Raw genomic sequence first — 21,648 nt, 5'->3', positions numbered from 1 at the left:
CGGAGGACAAGGTGAGGACGGCCCTGCGGCCGTCCTCGTTTTCGTCAGGAGGTCAGGCGCCGCACTTCTTCGTGACGGTGTTGTAGTTGCCGCACTTGAGGTCCTTCCAGTCGGCGATCAGGTCCTTCGAGCCGTCGAGGAACTTGGACCAGGCATCGCCGGGCACGAGAGCGTCGGTCTGAGAAACGGTCTCGAACTGTCCGTCGTCCTTGATCTCGCCGATGAGGACCGGCTTGGTAATGTGGTGGTTCGGGAGCATCTTCGAAACGCCGCCGGTCAGGTTCGGAACCTCGACGCCGACGATGGCATCGATCACCTTGTCGGGATCCGTGCTGCCTGCCTTCTCCACGGCCTTCACCCACATGTTGAAGCCGATCACATGCGCTTCCATGGGATCGTTGGTGACGCGCTTCGGGTTCTTGGTGAAGGTCTTCCACTTCTCGATGAAGGCCTTGTTGTCGGGCGTTTCGACGGACTGGAAGTAGTTCCAGGCAGCCAGGTGGCCGACGAGCGGCTTCGTGTCGATGCCGGCGAGCTCTTCCTCGCCGACCGAGAACGCCACGACGGGAATGTCCGTCGCCTTCACGCCCTGGTTCGCGAGCTCCTTGTAGAACGGAACGTTGGCGTCGCCGTTGATGGTGGACACCACGGCAGTCTTCTTGCCGGACGCGCCGAACTTCTTGATGTCGGCGACGATGGTCTGCCAGTCGGAATGCCCGAACGGCGTGTAGTTGATCATGATGTCCTCGGCCTTCACGCCTTTCGCCTTGAGATAGGATTCGAGGATCTTGTTGGTCGTGCGCGGATAGACGTAATCGGTGCCGGCGAGAACCCAGCGCTCGACCTTTTCTTCCTTGGCGAGGTAATCGACGGCGGGAATGGCCTGCTGGTTCGGCGCCGCGCCCGTGTAGAACACGTTGCGCTCGCTCTCTTCGCCCTCATATTGCACGGGATAGAAGAGAACGCTGTTGAGTTCCTTGAACACCGGAAGCACGGATTTGCGGGACACGGAGGTCCAGCAACCGAAGACCGCTGAAACCTTGTTCTGGCTGATCAGCTCGCGCGCCTTCTCTGCAAAGAGCGGCCAGTTGGAAGCCGGATCGACCACGACGGCCTCGAGCTTCTTGCCGAGCAGACCGCCTTTCTTGTTCTGCTCTTCGATGAGCATCAGCATGACGTCCTTCAGCGTCGTCTCGCTGATCGCCATCGTGCCGGATAGGGAATGCAGAACACCGACCTTGATGGTCTCCTGCGCTTGCGCCGCTCCCGCCATGGCACCGGAAACCAGCGCTGCGGATGCAAGCGCCATCAGGCTTCTACGGGTCATCTTCAACATCGACATAGATCGTCTCCCTTGGCCGCCCTGTTTCAGGTGCAACGTCGGGGCATTACGCAAGAACCATGCCAGTGTTGTTTTCAGATCGTGTCGTAGACGGCAAAGCTACCTGTCTTCGAGGGAAGAGAGTTGAGCGCGCGCACTCTGCCTCAAAAAATGGCACGGGCTCAAGAATGAGGCTGCAACGTCGTTGCATTTGCGCGTGCGAATTCATCTTGCTGAACGAAAATTGAGCGACATTCGGGTTTGAGGCAGTGAAGGCCGCGACGAAAGTTACGCGACAGCTTTCCGACAGGCGCGTTCGTACACTTCCTGATATCGGGATGCGGATCGATCCCAGCCGTGGGGCCGTTTCATCGCGGCGCGGCGCATCTCGATCAGGCGGGAGCGCGAGCGGAAGGTCTCGAGACCTCTGCCGATCGCGTCCTTGAAGCGCTTGAGCGACGGCTCGCCGAACAGGAAGCCGTTGACGCCATCTTCGATGGTGTCGGCAAGGCCGCCGGTCCTGTGCGCGATGGGCAGGGAGCCGAATTTCTGCGCATACATCTGGCTCAGCCCGCACGGCTCGAAACGCGAGGGCATGAGCAGGAAATCGCTGCCCGCATACATGCGCCGCGCCTCGCCCTCGTCATAGCCGATCTTCACGCCGACGGAGCCCGGATGGCGCTGCGCCAGCGCCTGCAACTCGGCCTCGAACCGGGGCTCGCCCTGACCGATGACGGCGATCTGCCCGCCCTGCGAGACGATTTCTTCAGCAGCGGAGATCGCGAGATCGACGCCCTTCTGATGCACGAGACGCGACACCACCGCAAAGAGCGGACCGTTCGAGAGCGCGAGCCCGAACGTGTCGCGCACGTTCCTCGCATTGGCGCGCTTGCCGTGGCAGTTCTCGGCCGAGAACGGGCTCACCAGATAGGGATCCCGGCTCGGATCCCAGCTCTCGTCGATGCCGTTGATGATGCCGTCGAGGCGGCCCTGCTCGGCGCGGGTCCTGAGCAGACCGTCGAGACCGCATCCGGATTCCGGCTGCGTGATCTCCTGAGCATAGGTGGAGCTCACCGTCGTGATATGGGACGAGTAATAGATGCCGGCTTTCAGGAAGGAGAGCTTGCCGTAGAACTCGACGCCGTCGATCTGGAAGGCCGCGTCGGGAATCCCCAGATGCGACAGACGCCTGCGGTCGAAGAGGCCCTGATAGGCGAGATTGTGGATGGTCAGGATCGTCGGAATCGGCCTGCCGCGCCAGGCGAGATAGGCCGATGCGAGGCCCGACGGCCAGTCGTTGAGATGCAGAAGGTCGGCACGCCACAGAGAGTCGCCATAGCCGCAAGCGATGTCGGCAGCGGCCAGGCCCAGACGCGCGAAGCGGATGTCGTTGTCGCTCCAATCGACGCCGAAGCCGTCGACATAGGGCGAGCCGTCGCGGTCGTAAAGTTCAGGGCACAGCAGAACGTAGACGGTCAGGCCGTCCCGGGTCGTCCCGCGCCCCAGACCGCAGGCGGGAATGCCGAAGGATGCCGGCAGTCGGGCGATTTCCTTTACGGGCCCGATCTGCGACAGAACCTGGCGATAGCCCGGGATGAGAATGCGCACGTCATAGTGATGCCGCAGCGCCCGCGGCAAGGCGGCGGATACTTCACCGAGGCCGCCGGCCTTGATGTAATCTGCGATCTCGGATGTGACGAATAGAATAGACTGCCGTCGCTTGACGGAAATGGACGGCTGGGCGCTTGCCTGCAATTCGGCATGCGCTACCGTCGGGAAAGCCGCACCGGCTTCCAGTCGAAATGAGTCCAGCATGTTCGCTAAGCGGCGCAATCCCCAGCGACCCCCGCGCCATAGGAAGTCGGGCGTCAAACTCGCTGCCCCGGCGAAGTGTTCCGAAAATATTTTCAAAAAATTTTTGATGCACTCAGAAGGCTGGAACCTGCGCTCCATGCCGCGGCTCTGTTACAGCGAAACCGAGCTTGGCTGTTTTTTTGATTTGAGCCGGAACCTTGCCTTAACATGTCCGTTCGCAAGTGCTTTCATCGATACCCGGAGATCAGATGCGGTGCGTTCACTCCATGCCCTTCGGGGCTGAGATAACCTCCGACGGCGTCCGCTTTGCCTTGTGGGCGCCGACCGCCCGCGATGTGCGCCTTGTCCTGGACGGTGCCGAGTTCCCGCTCGATGCCGACAAGGACGGTTGGTATCGTCTGGTCTCGAAGGAGGCACGCGCCGGAAGCCGCTACGGTTACAGGATCGACGGCGATCTGGTCGTGCCGGACCCCACCTCGCGTTTCCAGCCTGACGACGTTCACGGCCTCAGCCTCGTGGTGGATCCCCGGTCCTACACCTGGTCCGACACGTCCTGGACCGGCAGGCCGTGGGAAGAGGCTGTCCTTTATGAAGTGCATGTCGGGACGGCGAGCCTGGAAGGAACCTATGCCGGCCTGTCCGACCGGCTGGAGTTCCTGCGCGATCTCGGCATCACGGCGATCGAGCTCATGCCGATCGGCGAATTCCCGGGCCGGAGAAACTGGGGCTATGACGGCGTTCTGCCCTTCGCGCCCGATGCCGCCTATGGCAGCCCGGATGATCTCAAGCGTCTCGTCGAGCGCGCGCACGAGCTTGGCCTGATGGTCTTCCTCGACGTGGTCTACAACCATTTCGGCCCGTCGGGGAATTATCTGCACGCCTATGCCAAATCCTTCTTCACGGAGCGCCATCCGACCCCATGGGGTGCAGGCATCAACGTGGACGGCGAAGGCAGCCGCATCGTGCGCGACTTCTTCTTTCACAACGCCCTCTACTGGCTGGAGGAATACCGCATCGACGGGCTGCGCTTCGATGCGGTCCATGCCATCACCGATGACGGAAATCCCCATTTCATCGAGGAGCTCGCGACCCGCATCCGGCAGCATATCAAGAATCGCCATGTCCATCTCGTCCTCGAGAACGAAGCCAATCAGGCGCGCTGGCTCGGCCGAGAGGCCGACCGACGCGCGAGCCTTCATACCGCGCAGTGGGCGGACGACATTCACAATTCCTGGCATGCTCTCCTGACGGGAGAGAACGAAGGCTACTACGAAGATTATGCGAACAGGCCGCTCGAGCATCTCGCGCGAGCGCTTGCGGAGGGCTTCGCCTATCAGGGCGATCCCTCGCCGCACAAGGACGGCGTCACACGCGGCGAACCCTCGGGCCATCTGCCGCCGTCTGCCTTCATCGCATTCCTGCAGAACCATGATCAGATCGGCAACCGCGCCTTCGGCGAGCGTCTTTCGCACCTCATTCCGGCCGAGCGCCTCGCCCTGGCGCAGGCACTCTTTCTGCTTGCGCCGCAGATTCCCCTGATGTTCATGGGCGAGGAATGGGCTGCCTCGACGCCGTTCCAGTTTTTCGTCGACTTCGAGAACGAGCCCGACCTCGCGAAAGCGGTGCGTGACGGTCGCCGGGGCGAGTTCAAGCGCTTCAAGGCCTTCACAGATCCGCAGATGTCGCAGACGATTCCCGATCCGACGGATCGCGCGACATTCGAACGGTCGAAGATCGATTGGTCGGAACCGGAGAACTCGCCGCATCGGGAGGCCCTGTCGCAAACGCGTGAGCTGCTCGCCATCCGGCGCCGGGAAATCGTCCCGCTCCTCAAGGGCGATTACCTGGGCTCCCGCTACACTGTCTCACGAGAGAAGACGCTCGACGTGGTCTGGAATTTCTCCGACGGCAGCCTCCGCATGACGGCCAATTTCGGCGACGGCTCAGTGACGACGGATCGACATCCCTCGGCGCGAATCCTCTGGACCAGCCCGAACCTCGATCTCTCCGGAGGAATTCTCCCGCCGTGGAGCGCCATCGTGACGAAAGGACCATCGGCATGAGCAAGCTGAACGCTCTGCTGGAGCGGATGGCCGCGCTTGTCGGAATTTCCGAGGACTACACCGACGCGTTCGGGAAGACCGTCGCGACGGCGCCAGAGACGCGCAGGGCGATGCTCGCCGCCCTCGGTCTCGATGTCACGTCGGAGCAGGGAGCACAGGACTCCATCGAGCGGCTGGAGCGGCTGAAGACGGGACCGATCCCGGCGGTCGTCACGCTCGAAGCGGAGACAGCTTCGACAGTTAAGTTTCGCGGACCGCCCGGGTCGCAGGACTGGATCCTGATCGAAGAGAGCGGCGCGGTTCACGAAGGGCGGCTTGGCAAGGGCGAGACCGCGCTCGATGTTCCCGCCCTGCCCATGGGCTATCACCGCCTCCGGGTGGGCAAGACCGAAACGACGATCATCGCCGCCCCGGCGCGGTGCTGGGAGCTGGACGCCCTGAAGGACGATACGCGGCTTTGGGGCGCGACGGCGCAGATCTATTCGCTGCGCTCGGAGCGCGACTTCGGGATCGGCGACTTTTCCGATGTGGCGCTCGCGGCGGAAAGCATCGGCCATGTCGGCGGCGCCTTCCTCGGCCTCAGCCCGGTCCATGCACTCTTCGCGTCGGATCGCTCGAAGGTCTCGCCCTACTCGCCCTCCTCACGCCTTTTCCTGGAGCCGATCTATATCGACCCGACAAAGGTCGATGGCTTCGCCGAAAGCGACGCGAAGCGGCTTCTCGACGACCCGGCTTTGCAGGCGCGCCTTGCCCGGCTCCGCAGCGCCCAGCTGATCGACTATGCCGAGGCCTGGGCGATCAAGCGTTCCCTTCTCGACTCTCTCTGGGCATCTTTTCGGGCATCGGGCGACCACGCCGCCTTCGAGGCGTTCCGGCGCGCGGGCGGCGAGGCGCTCGAAGCACACGCGACCTTCGAAGCGCTGTCGGAGCATTTGCGTGAGCAGGGCCGGTTCTGGATCGGCGAATGGCCGGAGGATTATCGCTCGGTCCACTCCGTAGCCGTCCGGCGCTTTCGCCTGGACCATGCGGAGCGCATCTCCTTCAATGCCTGGCTGCAATGGCTGGCCGATAGACAGCTCGCGCAGGCTGCCGAGCATGCCCACGCCGCCGGACTGCCCATCGGTCTCTATCGTGACCTCGCGGTCGGCGCGGATGGGGGAGGCTCCGAGATCTGGGCGACACCCGAGCGCTATGCCCCGAAGCTCTCCACCGGAGCGCCCCCGGATCCCCTCGGACCCCAGGGACAGGATTGGGGCCTGCCGCCCTTCAATCCGCTCACCCTGGAGGAGCAAGGACTCGCCGCCTTCCGCGATCTCGTCTCGGCCAATATGCGCCATGCGGGCGCCATCCGCATCGACCACGCTTTCCAGCTGCAGCGCCTCTTCCTGATCCCATCCGGCGCGCCTGCCTCGCAGGGCGCCTATGTGGACTACCCGTTCGAAGCCATGCTTGCCGTGCTGCGCGTGGAGAGCCACCGCGCGCAATGCCTGGTGATCGCAGAGGATCTGGGCACGGCACCGGAAGGCTTTTCCGATGCCATCATGGAATCAGGCGTCCTGAGCTACCGCGTCCTGCCCTTCGAGCGGACAGGCTCGGCCTTCAAGAAGCCGAGCGAATATCCGCGCTCGGCCCTTGCCGTGATCACCACCCATGACCTGCCGACCTTCACCGGCTGGTGGCAGGGTCTCGACATCGACCTGCGGCAGACGCTCGGGATCTTCGAACCGAAAAAGGCTGCCGACGAGCGCGTGGCCCGGGCAGCCGACAAACAACACTTTGCGAAGGCGCTGGCGGAGGAAGGCCTGCTCCCGTCCAATCGTGTTCCGGATCTGCCGCCGCTCGAAGAGACGGTGCGCTATCTCGCCCGCACGTCGTCCCTGCTCACTTCGCTCCAGATCGAGGATGTCACCGGCGAGCTGAACCAGCCGAACATGCCGGGTATGGATGTGGGCCATCCGAACTGGCGCAGGCGCCTGTCGAGCACGGTCGAGACCATTGCCTCGCCCGGCAGCCTGATGGCCAGGCTCGCCGTGGTGCTGGCCGAAGAGGGCCGTGATCGGCGCGCCCGAGGCAACGCCCTGTCGGGGCCGCCACCGCGCGCGACCTATCGGCTGCAGTTTCACAAGGGCTTCACCTTCGACGACGCCATGAAGATCGTGCCTTATCTCGCCGAGCTCGGCATCAGCCATCTCTATGCCTCGCCGATCCAGAAGGCCGCTCCCGGCTCCACCCATGGCTACGACATCGTCGATCACACCGTCATCAGTCCGGAACTCGGGGGAGAGGCAGGCTTCCTTCGGCTCACGCAGGCCCTGAAGATGCATGGCCTCAAGCTCCTGCTCGACATCGTGCCGAACCATATGGGCGTCGGCGGCAAGGACAATGGCTGGTGGCTGTCGGTTCTGGAATGGGGGCCGCTTTCGCCCGTGGCCAAGGCCTTCGATATCGACTGGCAGCGCACGGGCGCCGACGGCAAGCTCATCTCCCCCTTCCTCGGCGGCCTGTATGGCGAGGTTCTGGACAAAGGCGAACTTCAGCTGCAGTTCGACGCGGAAGAAGGCAGCTTCAGCGTCTGGCATTGGGAGCACCGCTTCCCGATCTGCCCGCTCACCTACCCGGTGGTGCTCGATCAGGCCATTGCCGCGCTCGACGTCGCCTCCGCCGATACCGGAAAGCTTCGCAGCCTGACGGAGCGGTTGCGCGCGTTGGCGGACGGTGTTTCGCCAGAGAACCAGGCATCCCTGCCTGACGAATGCGAAGCACTGAAGCAGGAACTCGCCCGCATCGTTTCTGCATCGCCCGCTTTGCAAAAGGCACTCGATCGGGTCATCGCCATTCTCAACGGCACTCAAGGAAGCCCGGAGAGCTTCAACGCGCTGCACCGACTCCTGGAGGCCCAGGCCTATCGCCTATCCTATTGGCGCGTGGCGTCGAGCGACATCAACTACCGGCGCTTCTTCGACATCAACACCCTGGCGGGCATCCGGGTCGAAATCCCCGAGATCTTCGACAAGACGCACGAGCTCATCGTGCGCCTCGTGGAAGAAGGCCATGTGCACGGGTTGAGGATCGACCATATCGACGGCCTCGCCGATCCTGAGGGCTACACCCGCGCCCTGCAGCGAAAGGTCGGTCCAGGCTTCTACGTCGCCGTCGAGAAGATTCTCGAGCCGGGAGAGACGCTGCGCTCCTGGCCCGTCGCCGGAACCTCCGGCTACGACGTGCTGAACGTGATCGACGGTGTGCTGGTGGATTCCACTGCCGGCGAGGCTTTCGAGCGGATTTATCGGAAGGCGTCCAACCTCCGCGGTTCCTATGATACGCTTCTCGAACAGGCCAAGCTGGAGATCGTCGAGAACAACTTCGCCAGTGAACTCGAGGTTCTCGTCTCCGACATCAAGGCGATCGCCGATGCGAGCCGCCGGACACGGGACTATACAATCTTCGCCTTGCGCCAGGCGCTCATCGAGATCATCGCCGCTTTTCCGGTCTATCGCAGCTACATTCGCGATGGCGAACCGGCCGCCGAGGATGTGCGGCTGATCGAGGAGACGATTGCGGCCGCTCAGGAGAGCAGCACCCTCCCCGACCGCGGCGTGCACGATTTCGTTGCAGCTGTCCTGTTGGGGCGGATCGAAGCCGCCGCGCAGGGCGATGTCCGCCGCTTCCGCCGGCGCTTCCAGCAACTGACCGGTCCCGTCATGGCGAAGAGCCTCGAGGACACCCTGTTCTATCGCTATGGCCGTTTGATTGCGCTCAACGAAGTAGGCGGCGACCCCGGCCATTTCGGGCTCTCGCTCGCGGCTTTTCATGCTGCAAACGCTGATCGCGCGAGCGCCTGGCCGCATGCGATGATCGCGACGGCGACCCATGACACCAAGCGCGGCGAGGATGCGCGCGCGCGCCTGCTTGCACTTTCGGAAATGCCCGAGGAATGGTCCAAAGCGCTCGACCTCTGGCAGGAGCTCGTCTCCCCTCACCTGTCCGACGTGAACGGCGCGCCGGCGCCCGATGCCAACGATCGGGTCATCCTGCTTCAGGCGCTTCTCGGTGCCTGGCCTCTCGAGCTTCTGGCGAAGGCCGATGCCAGGCAGCTGGCCTCCTTCCGCGAGCGCAAGGAGGATTATCTCATCAAGGCCCTGCGCGAAGCGAAGCGGCATACGAGCTGGGTTCACCCGAACGAGGCCTACGAAACGGCTGCTATGAAGCTGCTGCAGACGGTGCTCGATCCGAGGAGCCCGTTCATCGAACGCATCCGCCCCCTCGCCCGACGCCTCTCCGTCCTCGGCACGCTGAACGGCCTCTCGCGCACGGTGCTCAAGCTCACCCTGCCAGGCGTGCCGGACATCTACCAGGGCACCGAGTTCTGGGATTTTTCGCTCGTCGACCCCGACAACCGGCGGCCAGTGGATTACGGCGCGCGGAGTGCCGCCTTGAAAACGAGCGCACCGCTGGAAGACCTGATGCGGAACTGGCCGGACGGCCGCATCAAGCAGCATATCCACGCAAAGCTGCTGCGCGATCGATCCGGCGCCCCGGGCCTTTACGCCGAGGGCGACTATCACCCCCTGACGGTAGAGGGCGCACGGGCATCGCAGGTCATCGGCTATATCAGGCGCCATCGCACCGACACGCTTGCCGTGATCGTGCCTCGTCTGTGGGCCCAGCGTCTCGGTCAGGCGGATGGCCCGGTCTTCGATGCATCTCTTTGGCAGGACGTGTCGGTCGCTCTGCCTCATGGCAAGTGGCTGAACGTGATCACCGGAGAGAAAATTCTCATCGACGGCGATCAGAACCGGTTGTCGGATTTCATGGGTATGATCCCCTTTGCCGTCCTGAGATCGGCCGGCGGTGGAGGCGCTCCGGGTTAGCGAAGAGCAGCGGAACCGCCTCCGGAGCACAGCACGCTTCTGGTCCGGGCCGGGTCCTGCTCCATAATGAAAGTCGTCTGGAAGAGATGGCAGAGCGGCCTGCTCCGCTCGCCTTCATGGGACAGAGATATGAAAAGGGTTGCCGGAATGGATCAGCACCGTCGTGGATCGCAGAGCGCAGCAAAGCGCCCGGCCGAGCCGCCTTCGGTTGCCGAGATCATCAATTCCGGCGATCCCTTCGCCGTGCTCGGCCCGCACGAGGTTGGACCCGGCCGGTGGGAGATCCGCGTCATCCGGCCGGATGCCGATACCATCACCTTGGTGGGTCGCGGCGGAGAGACGGTTCTCGGCAGCATGGAAAGAAAGCTGCCGGAGGGCTATTTCGTCGGCTCTGTCGGCGCCTCCGAGAGGCCCGATTACCGGCTGCGCGTCGAAAGGCACGACGGGTCCGAAATCCATCACGATCCCTACAGCTTCGGCGCCTTTCTCTCGCATGACGATCTCACGCGGATCGGCGATCCCACCAGCGATGCGGTCTACAAGAAGCTCGGCGCCCATTTTCTCGACCTCGGCGGCATTCAGGGCTTTCTCTTCACCGTGTGGGCGCCCAATGCCCGCCGGGTGAGCGTGGTCGGCGACTTCAACGGCTGGGACGGACGGCGCCACCCCATGCGGCGACGCCACGAGGGCGGGATCTGGGAGCTTTTCATTCCAGACGTCACGCCGGACCAGCGCTACAAGTTCGAGATCCTCGGCCTGCACGGCAACCTTCTCGCCTTGAAGGCCGATCCCATCGCCTTCGCCGCGGAGCACCCACCCGCGACGGCCTCCATCCTGAAACGCGACCCGAGCTTCGACTGGCAGGATGCGGAATGGATGACAGCGCGCGCGGCGCAGAACCACCGCAAGGCGCCGATGTCGATCTACGAGTGCCATCTCGGCTCGTGGGCAAGGGTGCCCGAGGAAGGCAATCGCTATCTCACCTATCGCGAACTGGCGGTACGGCTCATTCCCTATGTGAAGAATCTCGGCTTCACCCATATCGAGCTTCTGCCGATCACCGAATTTCCCTTCGACGGGTCCTGGGGCTATCAGCCGATCTCGCTTTATGCGCCGACAAGCCGCTTCGGCACACCGGAGGATTTCGCGGCCTTCGTCGAGGCGGCGCATGCGGCCGGGATCGGGATCATCCTCGATTGGGTGCCGGCGCATTTTCCGAACGATCCGCACGGGCTTTCCTATTTCGACGGCACGCATCTTTATGAGCATGCCGACCCGCGTCTGGGATTCCACCAGGATTGGGGCACCTACATCTACAACTTCGAGCGCCAGGAGGTGATGAGCTTTCTCGTCGCCAATGCCCGCTTCTGGCTCGAGCGCTTCCACCTCGACGGCCTGCGGGTCGATGCGGTCGCGTCGATGCTTTATCTCGACTACTCGCGCAAATCCGGAGAGTGGATTCCCAACCGCTACGGCGGCAATGAGAATCTCGGCGCCATTGACTTCATCCGCAAGATGAACGAGGTCGCTTACGCCACTTCGCCGGGCGCCGTCACCATCGCGGAGGAATCGACCGCCTGGCCGGGCGTTTCGCAACCCACCTATACCGGCGGTCTCGGCTTCGGGTTCAAGTGGAACATGGGCTGGATGCACGACACCCTGCGCTATATCGGCAAGGATCCGGTCTTCCGCCGCCACCACCACCACGACCTGACCTTCGGCCTTCTCTACGCCTTTTCCGAGAACTTCGTCCTGCCTCTCAGCCATGACGAGGTCGTGCACGGCAAGGGATCGCTCATCGGCCGGATGCCGGGCGATCAGTGGCAGCGATTCGCGAACCTGCGCGCCTATTTCGGCTTCATGTGGGGCCATCCTGGCAAGAAGCTGCTCTTCATGGGCGGGGAATTCGCGCAGGAGCGGGAGTGGGACCACGATAAGAGCCTCGACTGGCATCTCCTCGACAACGCCTACCACAAAGGCGTGCAGACACTCATCAAGGACCTCAATCAGGCCTATCGCTCCATTCCCGCGCTGCATGAACGGGATTGCGAAGCGAAGGGCTTCGAGTGGATCGTGTCGGACGACCGGGACAACAGCGTCATCGCCTGGCTGCGGCGCGGCGAGGACGAGGAGGCTCTTGCCATCGTTGTGTCGAACTTTACGCCCGTTCCTCGGGAAGGTTATCGCATCGGCGTTCCGCTGCCGGGCCTCTATCGCGAGGCGGTCAACACGGATGCCGCGCTCTATGGCGGCAGCAATCTGGGCAATCTCGGCGGGGTGAAGGCCGAGAGCACGCCGAGCCATGGCCGTCCACTCTCCCTCACCCTCACGATCCCGCCCTTGGCGACCCTGATTCTGGTCCGTGACCGCGATGCTGTCAAAGCGAACATAGAGCTCCGCTCGGGTGCGACTTCCTGAAAGCTCGTGCGTTGACACGAAGAGTTTCTGCTCCGCTTGGCTTTTAGGATTTTGAATGAACGACAAGGTTGATATTCGCGAGACTCCGTCGGCTCAGACCGTCGCTCCGAACATGCGGCGCACGTCGCGCGTCCGGGAAGGGCTGCCCTATCCGCTCGGAGCGACGTGGGACGGGCTGGGCGTCAACTTCGCCATCTTCTCGGCGAACGCCACAAAGGTCGAGCTCTGCCTGTTCGACGAGGAAGGCCGCCAGGAGCTGGAACGCATCGAGCTGCCGGAATACACGGACGAGGTCTGGCATGGCTACCTGCCGGATGCGCGGCCCGGCACCACTTATGGATACCGGGTTCACGGTCCCTACGATCCCGCTTCGGGCCATCGCTTCAACCCGAACAAGCTCCTGATGGATCCCTATGCCAGACAGCTGATCGGCGACCTGCAATGGAATCCGGCTCTCTTCGGCTACACGATCGGCTCGCCCGATGCGGATCTCTCGTTCGACAAGCGCGACAGCGCGCACTTCATGCCCAAATGCCGCGTCGTCGAGTCGGCCTTCACCTGGGGACGCGGGCGCCGGCCGCAGACCCCTTGGGAGCGCACGGTTATCTATGAGACGCATCTGCGCGGCTTCACCATGCAGCATCCGGCCGTGCCGCAGGAGTTTCGCGGCACCTTCTCCGGGCTGATGCAGCACGAGGTGATCGAATACATCCGCAGTCTCGGCGTCACCGCGATCGAGCTGCTGCCGATCCACGCCTTCGTCGACGACAGCTATCTCATCGAGAAGGGATTGCGGAACTACTGGGGCTACAATTCCATCGGCTTCTTCGCACCGCAACCGCGCTACCTCGCGACGCCTTTCGTCAACGAGGTGAAGGAGATGGTGAGCCATCTCCATGATGCCGGGATCGAGGTGATCCTCGACGTGGTCTACAACCACACGGCCGAAGGTAACGAGCTGGGGCCGACCCTGTCCTTCAAGGGCATCGACAACGCTTCCTATTACAGGCTCGCGCCGGACAAGCGCTATTACATCAACGACACGGGCACCGGCAACACGGTCAATCTCAGCCACTCGCGCGTGTTGCAGATGGTGACGGATTCCTTGCGCTACTGGGCGCAGGAGGTGCAGATCGACGGCTTCCGCTTCGATCTCGCCACCATCCTCGGCCGCGAGCCGCACGGCTTCGAGGAGGACGGGCGCTTCCTCGACACCTGCCGGCAGGACCCGGCGCTGAGCCAGGTCAAGCTCATCGCGGAGCCGTGGGATTGCGGACCCGGCGGCTATCAGGTCGGACGCTTCTCGCCCGGCTGGGCGGAGTGGAACGACCGCTATCGCGACGCGATGCGGGCCTATTGGAAAGGCGAGCCGGGCAAGCTGCCGGAACTCGCTTCCCGTCTCACCGCATCGGCCGACATTTTCAACAAGCGCGGACGCCGGCCTTGGGCTTCCGTGAACTTCATCACCGCCCATGACGGTTTCACCCTGAACGACCTCGTCTCCTACAACGACAAGCACAACGAGGCGAATGGCGAAGACAACAAGGACGGGCACGACCACAATCTTTCCTTCAATTATGGCGTCGAAGGCCCGACGGACGATCCGAAGATTCGCGAGGTGCGGCTGCGCCAGATGCGCAACATGCTGGCGACCCTCCTCTTCTCGCAGGGCACGCCCATGCTGCTCGCCGGCGACGAGTTCGCCCGCACGCAGAACGGTAATAACAACGCCTATTGCCAGGACAATGAGATCTCGTGGATCGACTGGGAAGGCATCGATGAGCACGGCATCGAGCTGCTCGAGTTCACCCGCAAGCTCATTCAGCTGCGCCAGGATCTGCCGATCCTGCGCAGGGGCCGCTTTCTGTCCGGGGTCTATAACGAGGAGCTTGATGTCAAGGATGTGACCTGGCTCACGCCGGCCGGCGACGAGATGACCTCCGAGCACTGGCAGGATGTGAACGCCCGCTGCATCAGCATTCTCCTGGACGGCCGCGCCCAGCCGACTGGTATCCGCCGGCGAGGCACCGACGTGACCCTGCTTCTGATCCTGAATGCCCACCACGATGTGGTGAAATGCACGCTGCCGGAGGTGATCGGCGGCGACGCCTGGATGTGTCACATCGATACCAACCAGCCGGATCTGGAGGCGCCGACCGAGTTTAGGTTCGGCAAGGAATATACGGTCACCGCACATTCCCTGCTGCTGTTCCAGCTGAAGCCGGAAAAGCAGCAGAGATCGGCGAAGAAGAAAGGCGCGTAAAACAGACGACTTTCAGTTCATGCGCGCGCAACGCAGGAGCGGTAGAGATCGGCATATTGCTTGGCCGGGCGGTGCCAGCTGACATCGGCCTTCATGCCGTTGACCTGCAGGCGCCGCCATGCATCCTTGTCACGCCACAGGTGCTTGGCACGCTCGAACGCATCGATTGCGGCTCCGAGATTGACGGGACCGAACTGGAAGCCGGTCCCTGTCCCTGTGGCGATAGCCATCTCGTTGGCGTCGATGATGGTGTCGGCAAGCCCGCCTACCCGCGACACGACCGGGATGCTGCCATAGCGCATGGCGCAGAGCTGGGTCAGGCCGCAGGGCTCGAAGCGCGACGGCACGAGAAGTGCGTCGCTGCCGCCCTGGATCTGATGGGCGAGCGCCTCGTCATAACCGAGGAAGCAGCCGACCTGACCGGGATAGACGATGCGCGCGCTCTGAAAACTGTCCTCGAGCGTCTTGTCCCCGGCGCCGAGCAGCGCCAACTGCGCACCGCCGGACAGCAGCCGCGACAGCCCGGCGAGAACGAGATCGAGCCCCTTCTGCTCCGATAACCGGCTGACCACACCGAACAGCATCGCGTCCGGATCCGGCTTCAGCCCGAGACGCTCCTGCAGCGCGCGTTTGTTGGCGGAGCGCGCATCGAGGCTTTCGCGGTCATAGGACCGCGCGAGATGCATGTCCGTCGAAGGGTCCCAGACCTGGTCGTCGATGCCGTTGAGAATGCCCGACACGACGCTTGAGCGGGCCCGCAACAGCCCGTCGAGCGCCATGCCGCCTTCCGGGGTCTGGATCTCCTTCGCGTAGGTGGGCGACACGGTGGTGATGCGGTCGGCGAGCTGAAGGCCGGCTTTCAGGAAGCCGATCTGCCCGTAATATTCCACGCCGTCCACCGTGAAGATGCTCGCCGGCAGGCCGAGCTCGAAGAGCAGATCGGCGGGGAAGATGCCCTGGAAGGCGATGTTGTGAATGGTGACGATCGTAGCCGGTCGTGGGCCGGGCGTGAGGCGTAAATAACCGGGAACGAGCCCCGCCTGCCAGTCATGCGCGTGGATGATGTCGGGCATGAAGGCCGGCACCAGCCCCTGACCGATATCGGCGGCGGTCCGGCTGAGCGCTGCGAAGCGGCGGGCATTGTCCGGCCAGTCCCGGCCGTTGGGCGCGAGATAGGGCGAGCCCGGCCGCTCGAAGAGATGGGGCGCGTCGATCACGAGAAGATCGAGATCGGCGGCGGTGCCGGAGAGAAGGCTTGCCGGTCCTCCGAAGAAGGCGGGATATTCGTGAAGGAGTTCGGCGCCGTTCAACGCCTTCAGCACCGCAGGATAACCGGGAAGGAGCGTGACGACCTTCATGCCCTCCTGCGCAAGGGCCGAAGGCAAGGCGCCGACCACATCGGCGAGGCCGCCTGTCTTGATGATGGGAAAGACCTCTGACGCAACCGACAGAACGTTCAGAGGCCTCATCCTTCCAATCTCTCGATCATCGGCTTCGTGATCAGGCAGATGCCCTTCTCGGTGCGGCGGAAACGGCGGGTGTCCAATTCGGGATCCTCGCCGACCACCAGCCCGTCGGGAATGCGCACGCCGCGGTCGATGACGACGTTCGTCAACCGGGCGTCCCGGCCGACATCCACATAAGGCAGAATGACCGCCCCATCGACATCGGCATGTGAATGGAGATGGACGCCGGTGAACACCAGCGACCGGCGCAGGGCCGCGCCGGACACGATGCAGCCGCTCGACACGAGAGAATTGATGGCATGGCCGCGCCGACCGTCCTCGTCGTGGACGAACTTGGCCGGCGGCCATGTCTCCGAGAACGTGGAGATCGGCCAGTCGCGATCGTAGAGGTCGAGCGACGGGACGATAGCCGTCAGATCGATATTCGCCTCCCAATAGGCATCGACCGTTCCGACATCGCGCCAATAAGCTTCCGCGTCGCTGCCGCCGGCTTCCGCGCCGGAGCGGACGCAGGAATCGCCGAAGCGGTGCGCCACGGCTTTGCCGTGCCGGACCAGATAGGGGATGATGTCCTTGCCGAAATCCCGGTTCGATCCGGGCGTTTCCGCATCGCGCCGCAGCTGCTCGAACAGAAACCGGGTGTTGAACACATAGATGCCCATGCTGGCGAGCGCCATGTCCGGCTTGTCGGGCATGCCCGGCGGATCGGCCGGCTTTTCCAGGAACGAGATGATGCGGTCGGTCTCGTCGACCGCCATGACGCCGAAGCCGGTCGCCTCCATGCGCGGCACTTCGAGACATCCCACGGTCACGTCGGCGCCCGTATCGACGTGCTGCCGCAACATGATCTCGTAGTCCATCTTGTAGACGTGATCGCCGGCCAGGATGATGATGTATTCGGGATCGTTGCTCGCGATGATGTCGATGTTCTGATACACCGCATCGGCCGTGCCCTCGTACCACATGGTCTCGGACACGCGCTGGCTGGCAGGCAGGATATCGAAGCTTTCGTTCCGTTCGGCGCGGAAGTAGTTCCAGCCGCGCTGAAGATGGCGAATGAGGCTGTGCGCCTTGTACTGCGTTGCCACACCGATGCGCCTGATGCCGGAATTGAGCGCGTTCGACAGGGCGAAATCGATGATCCTCGTGTTGCCGCCGAAATACACCGCGGGTTTCGCGCGGATATCGGTCAGCTCCAACAATCGGCTGCCGCGCCCACCGGCAAGGATGTAGGCCATCGCATTTCGGGCGAGAGGTGCGAAGGGAGCGCTTGATTTGGGCAAGACCGGGTCCTCATGGCAGGGGCAACCAACAGCCCCGTTATGTAGACGCTGAAATCGGCCGCAGGTTCTTCGGCGTGTTCCGACTTCAGTTGAGTTCCTGCCCCGAAGCCTCCGGCCGGATGGTCGAAGGCTCATGTCATACTTCGTTCAGATCACGCGCGTCGTTCGCCGACGCTTGGGCGTCACGGACGCCTCGGTTCCTTCCGTCGCGGGTGCGACGGCGGGGGTGCGCTTCTTACGGGTCTTCGGAGCGACGGGAGGGGAAAGCTCCTCATCCTCAGTCATGCTCGTCATCCCCAAGGGAGCCGGATCGATGATCGGTGCAGCCGGTGTGCCTTCGTCGTCACCGCTCTCGCCGCGAACCTCACGCTCGGCCTGATACCAATATTCGTCGGCACGGCCATGGATGCTCCCATGGCGCATCCAGAGCTGATAGGCCCGTTCACGGATGCGTTCTTCAAGCTTCTTGTCCATCATTGCCCTTCAATCCTGATGCCGGCCCCGACCGGTTGTGGCTCAACGAGAGCTGGCCTTGGCGACCAACCACGCACTAGCACTTAACGGATGCGAACTGGTTTAAATTATTAGGCGCTTCTCGCGATTGGCAACGGCTCCCTGCTCAATCCGCCGTAAATGTTTGCCCAGAGTCCGGGCGTAGCCCGATCAGGATTCGAGCAACCCGTCTTTTCGTCGGCAGTGCTCTGAAACGCGCCTCTCCGCCGGCCAAAAACGTTTTCCGGAGTCATCGGCAGGGCAAGACCTTCGCCCGGCCCCTCCGGGAACCTTGGCTTCAGTCCCGAGTTGGCAAGGAGTTGGTAATCGATCGTGGCTGACGTGCAACTTCTGGAAGAAACGAAAAGCCTGCAAGCCCTGAACACGGCCCGGCTGCCGATGCGGCCGCCTGAGGGCTCGATTCTGCGTGCCGGGCAGAATTGCTGGCGCGTCGCCCAGGCGGACCGGGCAGCGGTTCTGATCGATGGGGCGCCCTATTTCGCCCATCTCGAAACCGCCCTGCGCAATGCTCAACGCTCCATCCTGATCGTCGGCTGGGATTTCGACGGCAGCATCCGCCTGTGCCCGGACAGATGTGCCGAGGACTCGCCGCCGCTCGGTCCTCTGCTCCGCGCCCTCGTCGAGGAGCGGTCCGAGCTGGAGGTCAGGATCCTCGTCTGGAGCGTCGCGGTCGTCCATGCGCCCGGCGCGCCGGGTCCCCTCCTCTTCGGCGCCGATTGGCAGAACCATCCGCGGCTGCACATCAAGCTCGACACCCACCACCCGCTTTATGCGGCGCACCACCAGAAGATCGTCTGCATCGACGATGCGCTGGCCTTCGTCGGCGGCATGGACCTGACGGTCGAGCGCTGGGATACGGAACGCCACGCCTGCAACGACCCGATCCGCATGAGGGACGATGGGACAATCTACGAGCCGGTCCACGACCTCCAGATGGCCGTCGACGGCGAAGCGGCACGAGCGGTGGCCGAGGTCGGCTATTGCCGCTGGAAATTCGCCACCGGCGAAGAGCTTTCGCCCTCGCCCGCTGGGGTCGATCCTTGGCCTAAAGGCCTGGCGCCGGATTTCCGCAACGCGCCGGTCGCCATCGCGCGCACCTTCCCGGCCTGGGGCGAGCAAGCCGCTGTCCACGAGGCTGCGGACCTGACGCTGGACGCGCTCGCGGCCGCGAAGAAGGCGATCTACATCGAAGCGCAGTACATGACGGCGCCTTATGTCGGCGACGTGCTCGAGCGCCATCTCGCCGATCCCGACGGGCCCGAGATCGTCGTCATCCAGACCCATGAATCCCACGGCTGGGCCGAGGAGCTGGTGATGGGCTCCAACCGCGACCGGCTGATCCGCCGCCTGCGCAAATGCAAGCACCACGACCGGCTGCGGGTCTATTACCCGGTCATCCCCGACGGCAAGGGCGGGGAATGCCAGGTGCTGATTCATTCGAAGCTCGTAATCGTCGACGATGTGTTCCTGCGCATCGGGTCGTCCAACCTGAACAACCGGTCCATCGGTCTCGACAGCGAATGCGACCTTGCCATCGAGGCGACGACGGACGAGATGAAGAGCACGATTGTCCAGCTGCGCGACCGTCTGCTGGAGGAGCATCTGGAGGTGGATCCGGGCCTGTTCTCCAGCACCCTCGCGGACGAGAACGGCTCTCTCATCCGTGCCGTCGAGCGGCTCAACGCCGGCACGCGGGGGCTTCGCGCCTTTAACGCCATGGACGATGACGGGCCGGATGTGCCGGCTCCCGGCACCGGCCTTCTCGACCCGCTGGAGCCCTTCGAGCCGCTCTCCCTGTTCCGGCGCCGTCGCGACTGAGGCTTACGCCTTCGCCCCGATCTCCGCGCTTTCCTCATAAGAGGAATTCCGACGACGGTAGAACAGCTCCGTCACCGCGAACAGGATGCTGCCTAACCCGAGCGGAACCAGGAAATAGACGAATCGGAACACCAGAAGCGGCCCGATCAGATCCTTTTCCGGCAGCAGGTACATGACCACGCTCTCGATCACCCCGAGGCCACCGGGGACGTGGCTGACGAGAGCCGTCGCGTTGGCGATCACATAGACCGAGGCGACGCCGAGATAGGCCACCTCCGCCACCGCCGCGAGCGCCTGATGCAGGCAGGCCGCCACGAAGGCGAAATTGATCGAGCCGATCAGGACCTGCCCCAATGCCAGCCGGAGCGGCGGCATCTCGAGGGACAAGCGCCGGATCCGCAGCGTCTTGCGGACGAAAGCGGCCAGGATCAGGTAGATGGCCGGCACGGTCAGGCAGCCGATTCCCAGAATGATAACGATGGGCAGCGACAGCCCTGTGATCTCAACCGCAAGGCCTGAGCGCAGCAGAAGCGCCGCACCGCCCAGGACCAGCAGGCCGAGCCCGACGGTGATGCCGCAGAAGACGATCACCTTGGCGACCTCTCCCGTGCTCAGGCCCCAGCGGCTGTAGAAGCGATAGCGGACCGCTCCGCTGCTGAGCGCCGCCAGCCCGATATTGTGACCGAGGGACAGGGCGGTGAACGACGCCAGGGCCGCCTTCGGATAAGGCAAGGGCTTGCCGACATAGCGCAGGGCCAGATAGTCGAAGCAGGTCAGGCAGAGGTAGCTCGCCGCCGCAAAGCCGGCCGCGCCCAGGAGTCTCGGAACGGGCACCGCCGACACGGCCTCCACCAGCTGATCCAGGCTGTAGCGGCCGAGGGTGCGGTAAAGGAGGAAAGCCGCAAGGCCGATGGCCGCAGCAGCGATCAGGTACTTCCAGTTCCGCATCCGCTCTCCTCACCTGCTCCGTGTCATGAGGCTAAACGCGAGGAAACGGCCCGCGATCCGTCAGGCGGACGCCGTGAGCCGTTTATTCCTGTGCATGGACCAGATTAGGCTTGTGTCCCTTGCCGTGAACGATCTGGAACTCCACCAGGAGCGGCAGATGATCCGAGGCGATCCGGGCGAGCGGCGTCCGGACGGTCTCCACCCGCAGCACGCGGATCGAGCGGCTGACGAAGACATGGTCGATCCGCAGCATCGGCAGGCGCGAGGGAAAGGTGGCCTTGGGCTTCGGCAAATGTGCCTCGGCCTGCGCATCGCAGAGATGGGCTGTCAGGCGCCGATAGACCCGCCCCCGCGGCGTGGCGTTGAAATCCCCCAGAACGATCACCGGCTCCCGGCATGCCTGATGGCCGAGCCAATGCGGGCCGAGCAGGGTATCGATCTGGGCCAGCCGCTCGTGCCGGCGAAGGCCGAGATGGGTGTTGATCACCTGCACCTCGGTGCCGCCGAGCTGGACGGAGGCCCATAGCGCCCCCCGCGGCTCGAGGCTCGGGCGCCTCGCCCAGCCGGGGAGCGCCTCCGCCTTGACCAGCTGCGAGGGCCTGTGGGTCAGGATGGCGTTGCCGTATTGCTCCTCGAGCACCCGCAGGCTGGCATGGAAATGCACGTGCATGCCCAGCGCCCGGGCGATGGCATGGGCCTGATCGACGCCGCCCGACCGCAGCCGGCCCACATCAAGCTCCTGAAGCGCGACCACATCCGGTTCGTAGGCCGCGATCACGTCCGCAATCCGCTCAGGGGAAAGCCGACCGTCGGTCCCGAGACAGCGGTGGACGTTGTAGGTCAGGATCCGCGGCATCAGCCCCCTTCTC

12 protein-coding genes are annotated in these 21,648 nt (G+C 63.7%); 5 read left to right on the top strand and 7 right to left on the bottom strand.

The window, feature by feature from the left end:
* Nucleotides 1-52: 52 nt before the first annotated feature.
* Entirely contained in the window at nucleotides 53-1,336 is a 1,284-nt protein-coding gene (urtA, locus tag BB934_RS20125) for an urea ABC transporter substrate-binding protein (protein ID WP_099513075.1), read from the bottom strand.
* Nucleotides 1,337-1,609: 273 nt separating this feature from the next.
* Nucleotides 1,610-3,136 carry a glycogen synthase GlgA gene (glgA, locus tag BB934_RS20120; protein WP_099511215.1) on the bottom strand — a complete coding sequence of 509 codons (1,527 nt, stop codon included), beginning with the start codon at nucleotides 3,134-3,136 and terminating at the stop codon, nucleotides 1,610-1,612.
* A gap of 248 nt (nucleotides 3,137-3,384) precedes the next feature.
* Here glgA (BB934_RS20120) and treZ point away from each other — a divergent pair, with 248 nt between their 5' ends.
* The 4 genes from treZ (at nucleotide 3,385) to glgX (ending at nucleotide 14,751) form a co-directional block, all read left to right on the top strand.
* Nucleotides 3,385-5,199, top strand: a complete 1,815-nt coding sequence (treZ, locus tag BB934_RS20115; protein ID WP_099511214.1) for a malto-oligosyltrehalose trehalohydrolase — start codon at nucleotides 3,385-3,387, stop codon at nucleotides 5,197-5,199.
* Entirely contained in the window at nucleotides 5,196-10,070 is a 4,875-nt protein-coding gene (locus tag BB934_RS20110) for a malto-oligosyltrehalose synthase (RefSeq protein WP_099511213.1), read from the top strand. Before treZ ends, BB934_RS20110 begins: the two co-directional genes overlap by 4 nt.
* Nucleotides 10,071-10,217: 147 nt before the next feature.
* The gene (gene glgB / locus BB934_RS20105; RefSeq protein WP_099511212.1) at nucleotides 10,218-12,488 is read left to right on the top strand and encodes a 1,4-alpha-glucan branching protein GlgB; all 2,271 of its coding nucleotides are present in this window, start codon (nucleotides 10,218-10,220) and stop codon (nucleotides 12,486-12,488) included.
* Between the two features lie 55 nt (nucleotides 12,489-12,543).
* Nucleotides 12,544-14,751 carry a glycogen debranching protein GlgX gene (gene glgX, locus BB934_RS20100; protein ID WP_099511211.1) on the top strand — a complete coding sequence of 736 codons (2,208 nt, stop codon included), beginning with the start codon at nucleotides 12,544-12,546 and terminating at the stop codon, nucleotides 14,749-14,751.
* Between the two features lie 17 nt (nucleotides 14,752-14,768).
* On the opposite strand, the gene glgA (BB934_RS20095) is transcribed toward glgX, so the two are convergent.
* From glgA (BB934_RS20095) to BB934_RS20085, 3 genes are all read right to left on the bottom strand, one after another.
* Nucleotides 14,769-16,220: a glycogen synthase GlgA gene (gene glgA, locus BB934_RS20095; RefSeq protein ID WP_099511210.1), complete on the bottom strand. Its 1,452-nt coding sequence runs from the start codon at nucleotides 16,218-16,220 to the stop codon at nucleotides 14,769-14,771.
* The gene (gene glgC / locus BB934_RS20090) at nucleotides 16,217-17,455 is read right to left on the bottom strand and encodes a glucose-1-phosphate adenylyltransferase (RefSeq protein ID WP_237050350.1); all 1,239 of its coding nucleotides are present in this window, start codon (nucleotides 17,453-17,455) and stop codon (nucleotides 16,217-16,219) included. Before glgC ends, glgA (BB934_RS20095) begins: the two co-directional genes overlap by 4 nt.
* Nucleotides 17,456-17,647: 192 nt before the next feature.
* A complete protein-coding gene (locus BB934_RS20085; RefSeq protein ID WP_099511208.1) occupies nucleotides 17,648-17,977 on the bottom strand; it encodes a DUF2934 domain-containing protein in 330 nt (109 codons plus the stop codon).
* Between the two features lie 348 nt (nucleotides 17,978-18,325).
* On the opposite strand from BB934_RS20085, the gene BB934_RS20080 reads away from it, so the two are divergent.
* On the top strand, nucleotides 18,326-19,831 hold the full coding sequence (locus tag BB934_RS20080; RefSeq protein ID WP_237050027.1) for a phospholipase D-like domain-containing protein: 1,506 nt from the start codon (nucleotides 18,326-18,328) through the stop codon (nucleotides 19,829-19,831).
* A gap of 3 nt (nucleotides 19,832-19,834) precedes the next feature.
* On the opposite strand, the gene BB934_RS20075 is transcribed toward BB934_RS20080, so the two are convergent.
* Both BB934_RS20075 and BB934_RS20070 read right to left on the bottom strand, forming a co-directional pair.
* Nucleotides 19,835-20,779: a lysylphosphatidylglycerol synthase domain-containing protein gene (locus BB934_RS20075; RefSeq protein WP_099511207.1), complete on the bottom strand. Its 945-nt coding sequence runs from the start codon at nucleotides 20,777-20,779 to the stop codon at nucleotides 19,835-19,837.
* A gap of 82 nt (nucleotides 20,780-20,861) precedes the next feature.
* Nucleotides 20,862-21,635: an endonuclease/exonuclease/phosphatase family protein gene (locus tag BB934_RS20070; protein WP_099511206.1), complete on the bottom strand. Its 774-nt coding sequence runs from the start codon at nucleotides 21,633-21,635 to the stop codon at nucleotides 20,862-20,864.
* Nucleotides 21,636-21,648: the final 13 nt, after the last annotated feature.

Origin of the sequence: Microvirga ossetica, from assembly GCF_002741015.1 — a bacterium.
GTDB classification, from domain to species: domain Bacteria; phylum Pseudomonadota; class Alphaproteobacteria; order Rhizobiales; family Beijerinckiaceae; genus Microvirga; species Microvirga ossetica.
Note: the sequence above shows the minus strand (reverse complement) of the source record. Positions and strands in the feature narration are given on the sequence as shown.

Coding starts and splice junctions, on each gene's coding strand:
- urtA (WP_099513075.1), bottom strand. CDS start 1,336: ATGTTGAAGATGACCCGTAGAAGCCTGATGGCGCTTGCATCCGCAGCG.
- glgA (WP_099511215.1), bottom strand. CDS start 3,136: ATGCTGGACTCATTTCGACTGGAAGCCGGTGCGGCTTTCCCGACGGTA.
- treZ (WP_099511214.1), top strand. CDS start 3,385: ATGCGGTGCGTTCACTCCATGCCCTTCGGGGCTGAGATAACCTCCGAC.
- BB934_RS20110 (WP_099511213.1), top strand. CDS start 5,196: ATGAGCAAGCTGAACGCTCTGCTGGAGCGGATGGCCGCGCTTGTCGGA.
- glgB (WP_099511212.1), top strand. CDS start 10,218: ATGGATCAGCACCGTCGTGGATCGCAGAGCGCAGCAAAGCGCCCGGCC.
- glgX (WP_099511211.1), top strand. CDS start 12,544: ATGAACGACAAGGTTGATATTCGCGAGACTCCGTCGGCTCAGACCGTC.
- glgA (WP_099511210.1), bottom strand. CDS start 16,220: ATGAGGCCTCTGAACGTTCTGTCGGTTGCGTCAGAGGTCTTTCCCATC.
- glgC (WP_237050350.1), bottom strand. CDS start 17,455: ATGGCCTACATCCTTGCCGGTGGGCGCGGCAGCCGATTGTTGGAGCTG.
- BB934_RS20085 (WP_099511208.1), bottom strand. CDS start 17,977: ATGATGGACAAGAAGCTTGAAGAACGCATCCGTGAACGGGCCTATCAG.
- BB934_RS20075 (WP_099511207.1), bottom strand. CDS start 20,779: ATGCGGAACTGGAAGTACCTGATCGCTGCTGCGGCCATCGGCCTTGCG.
- BB934_RS20070 (WP_099511206.1), bottom strand. CDS start 21,635: ATGCCGCGGATCCTGACCTACAACGTCCACCGCTGTCTCGGGACCGAC.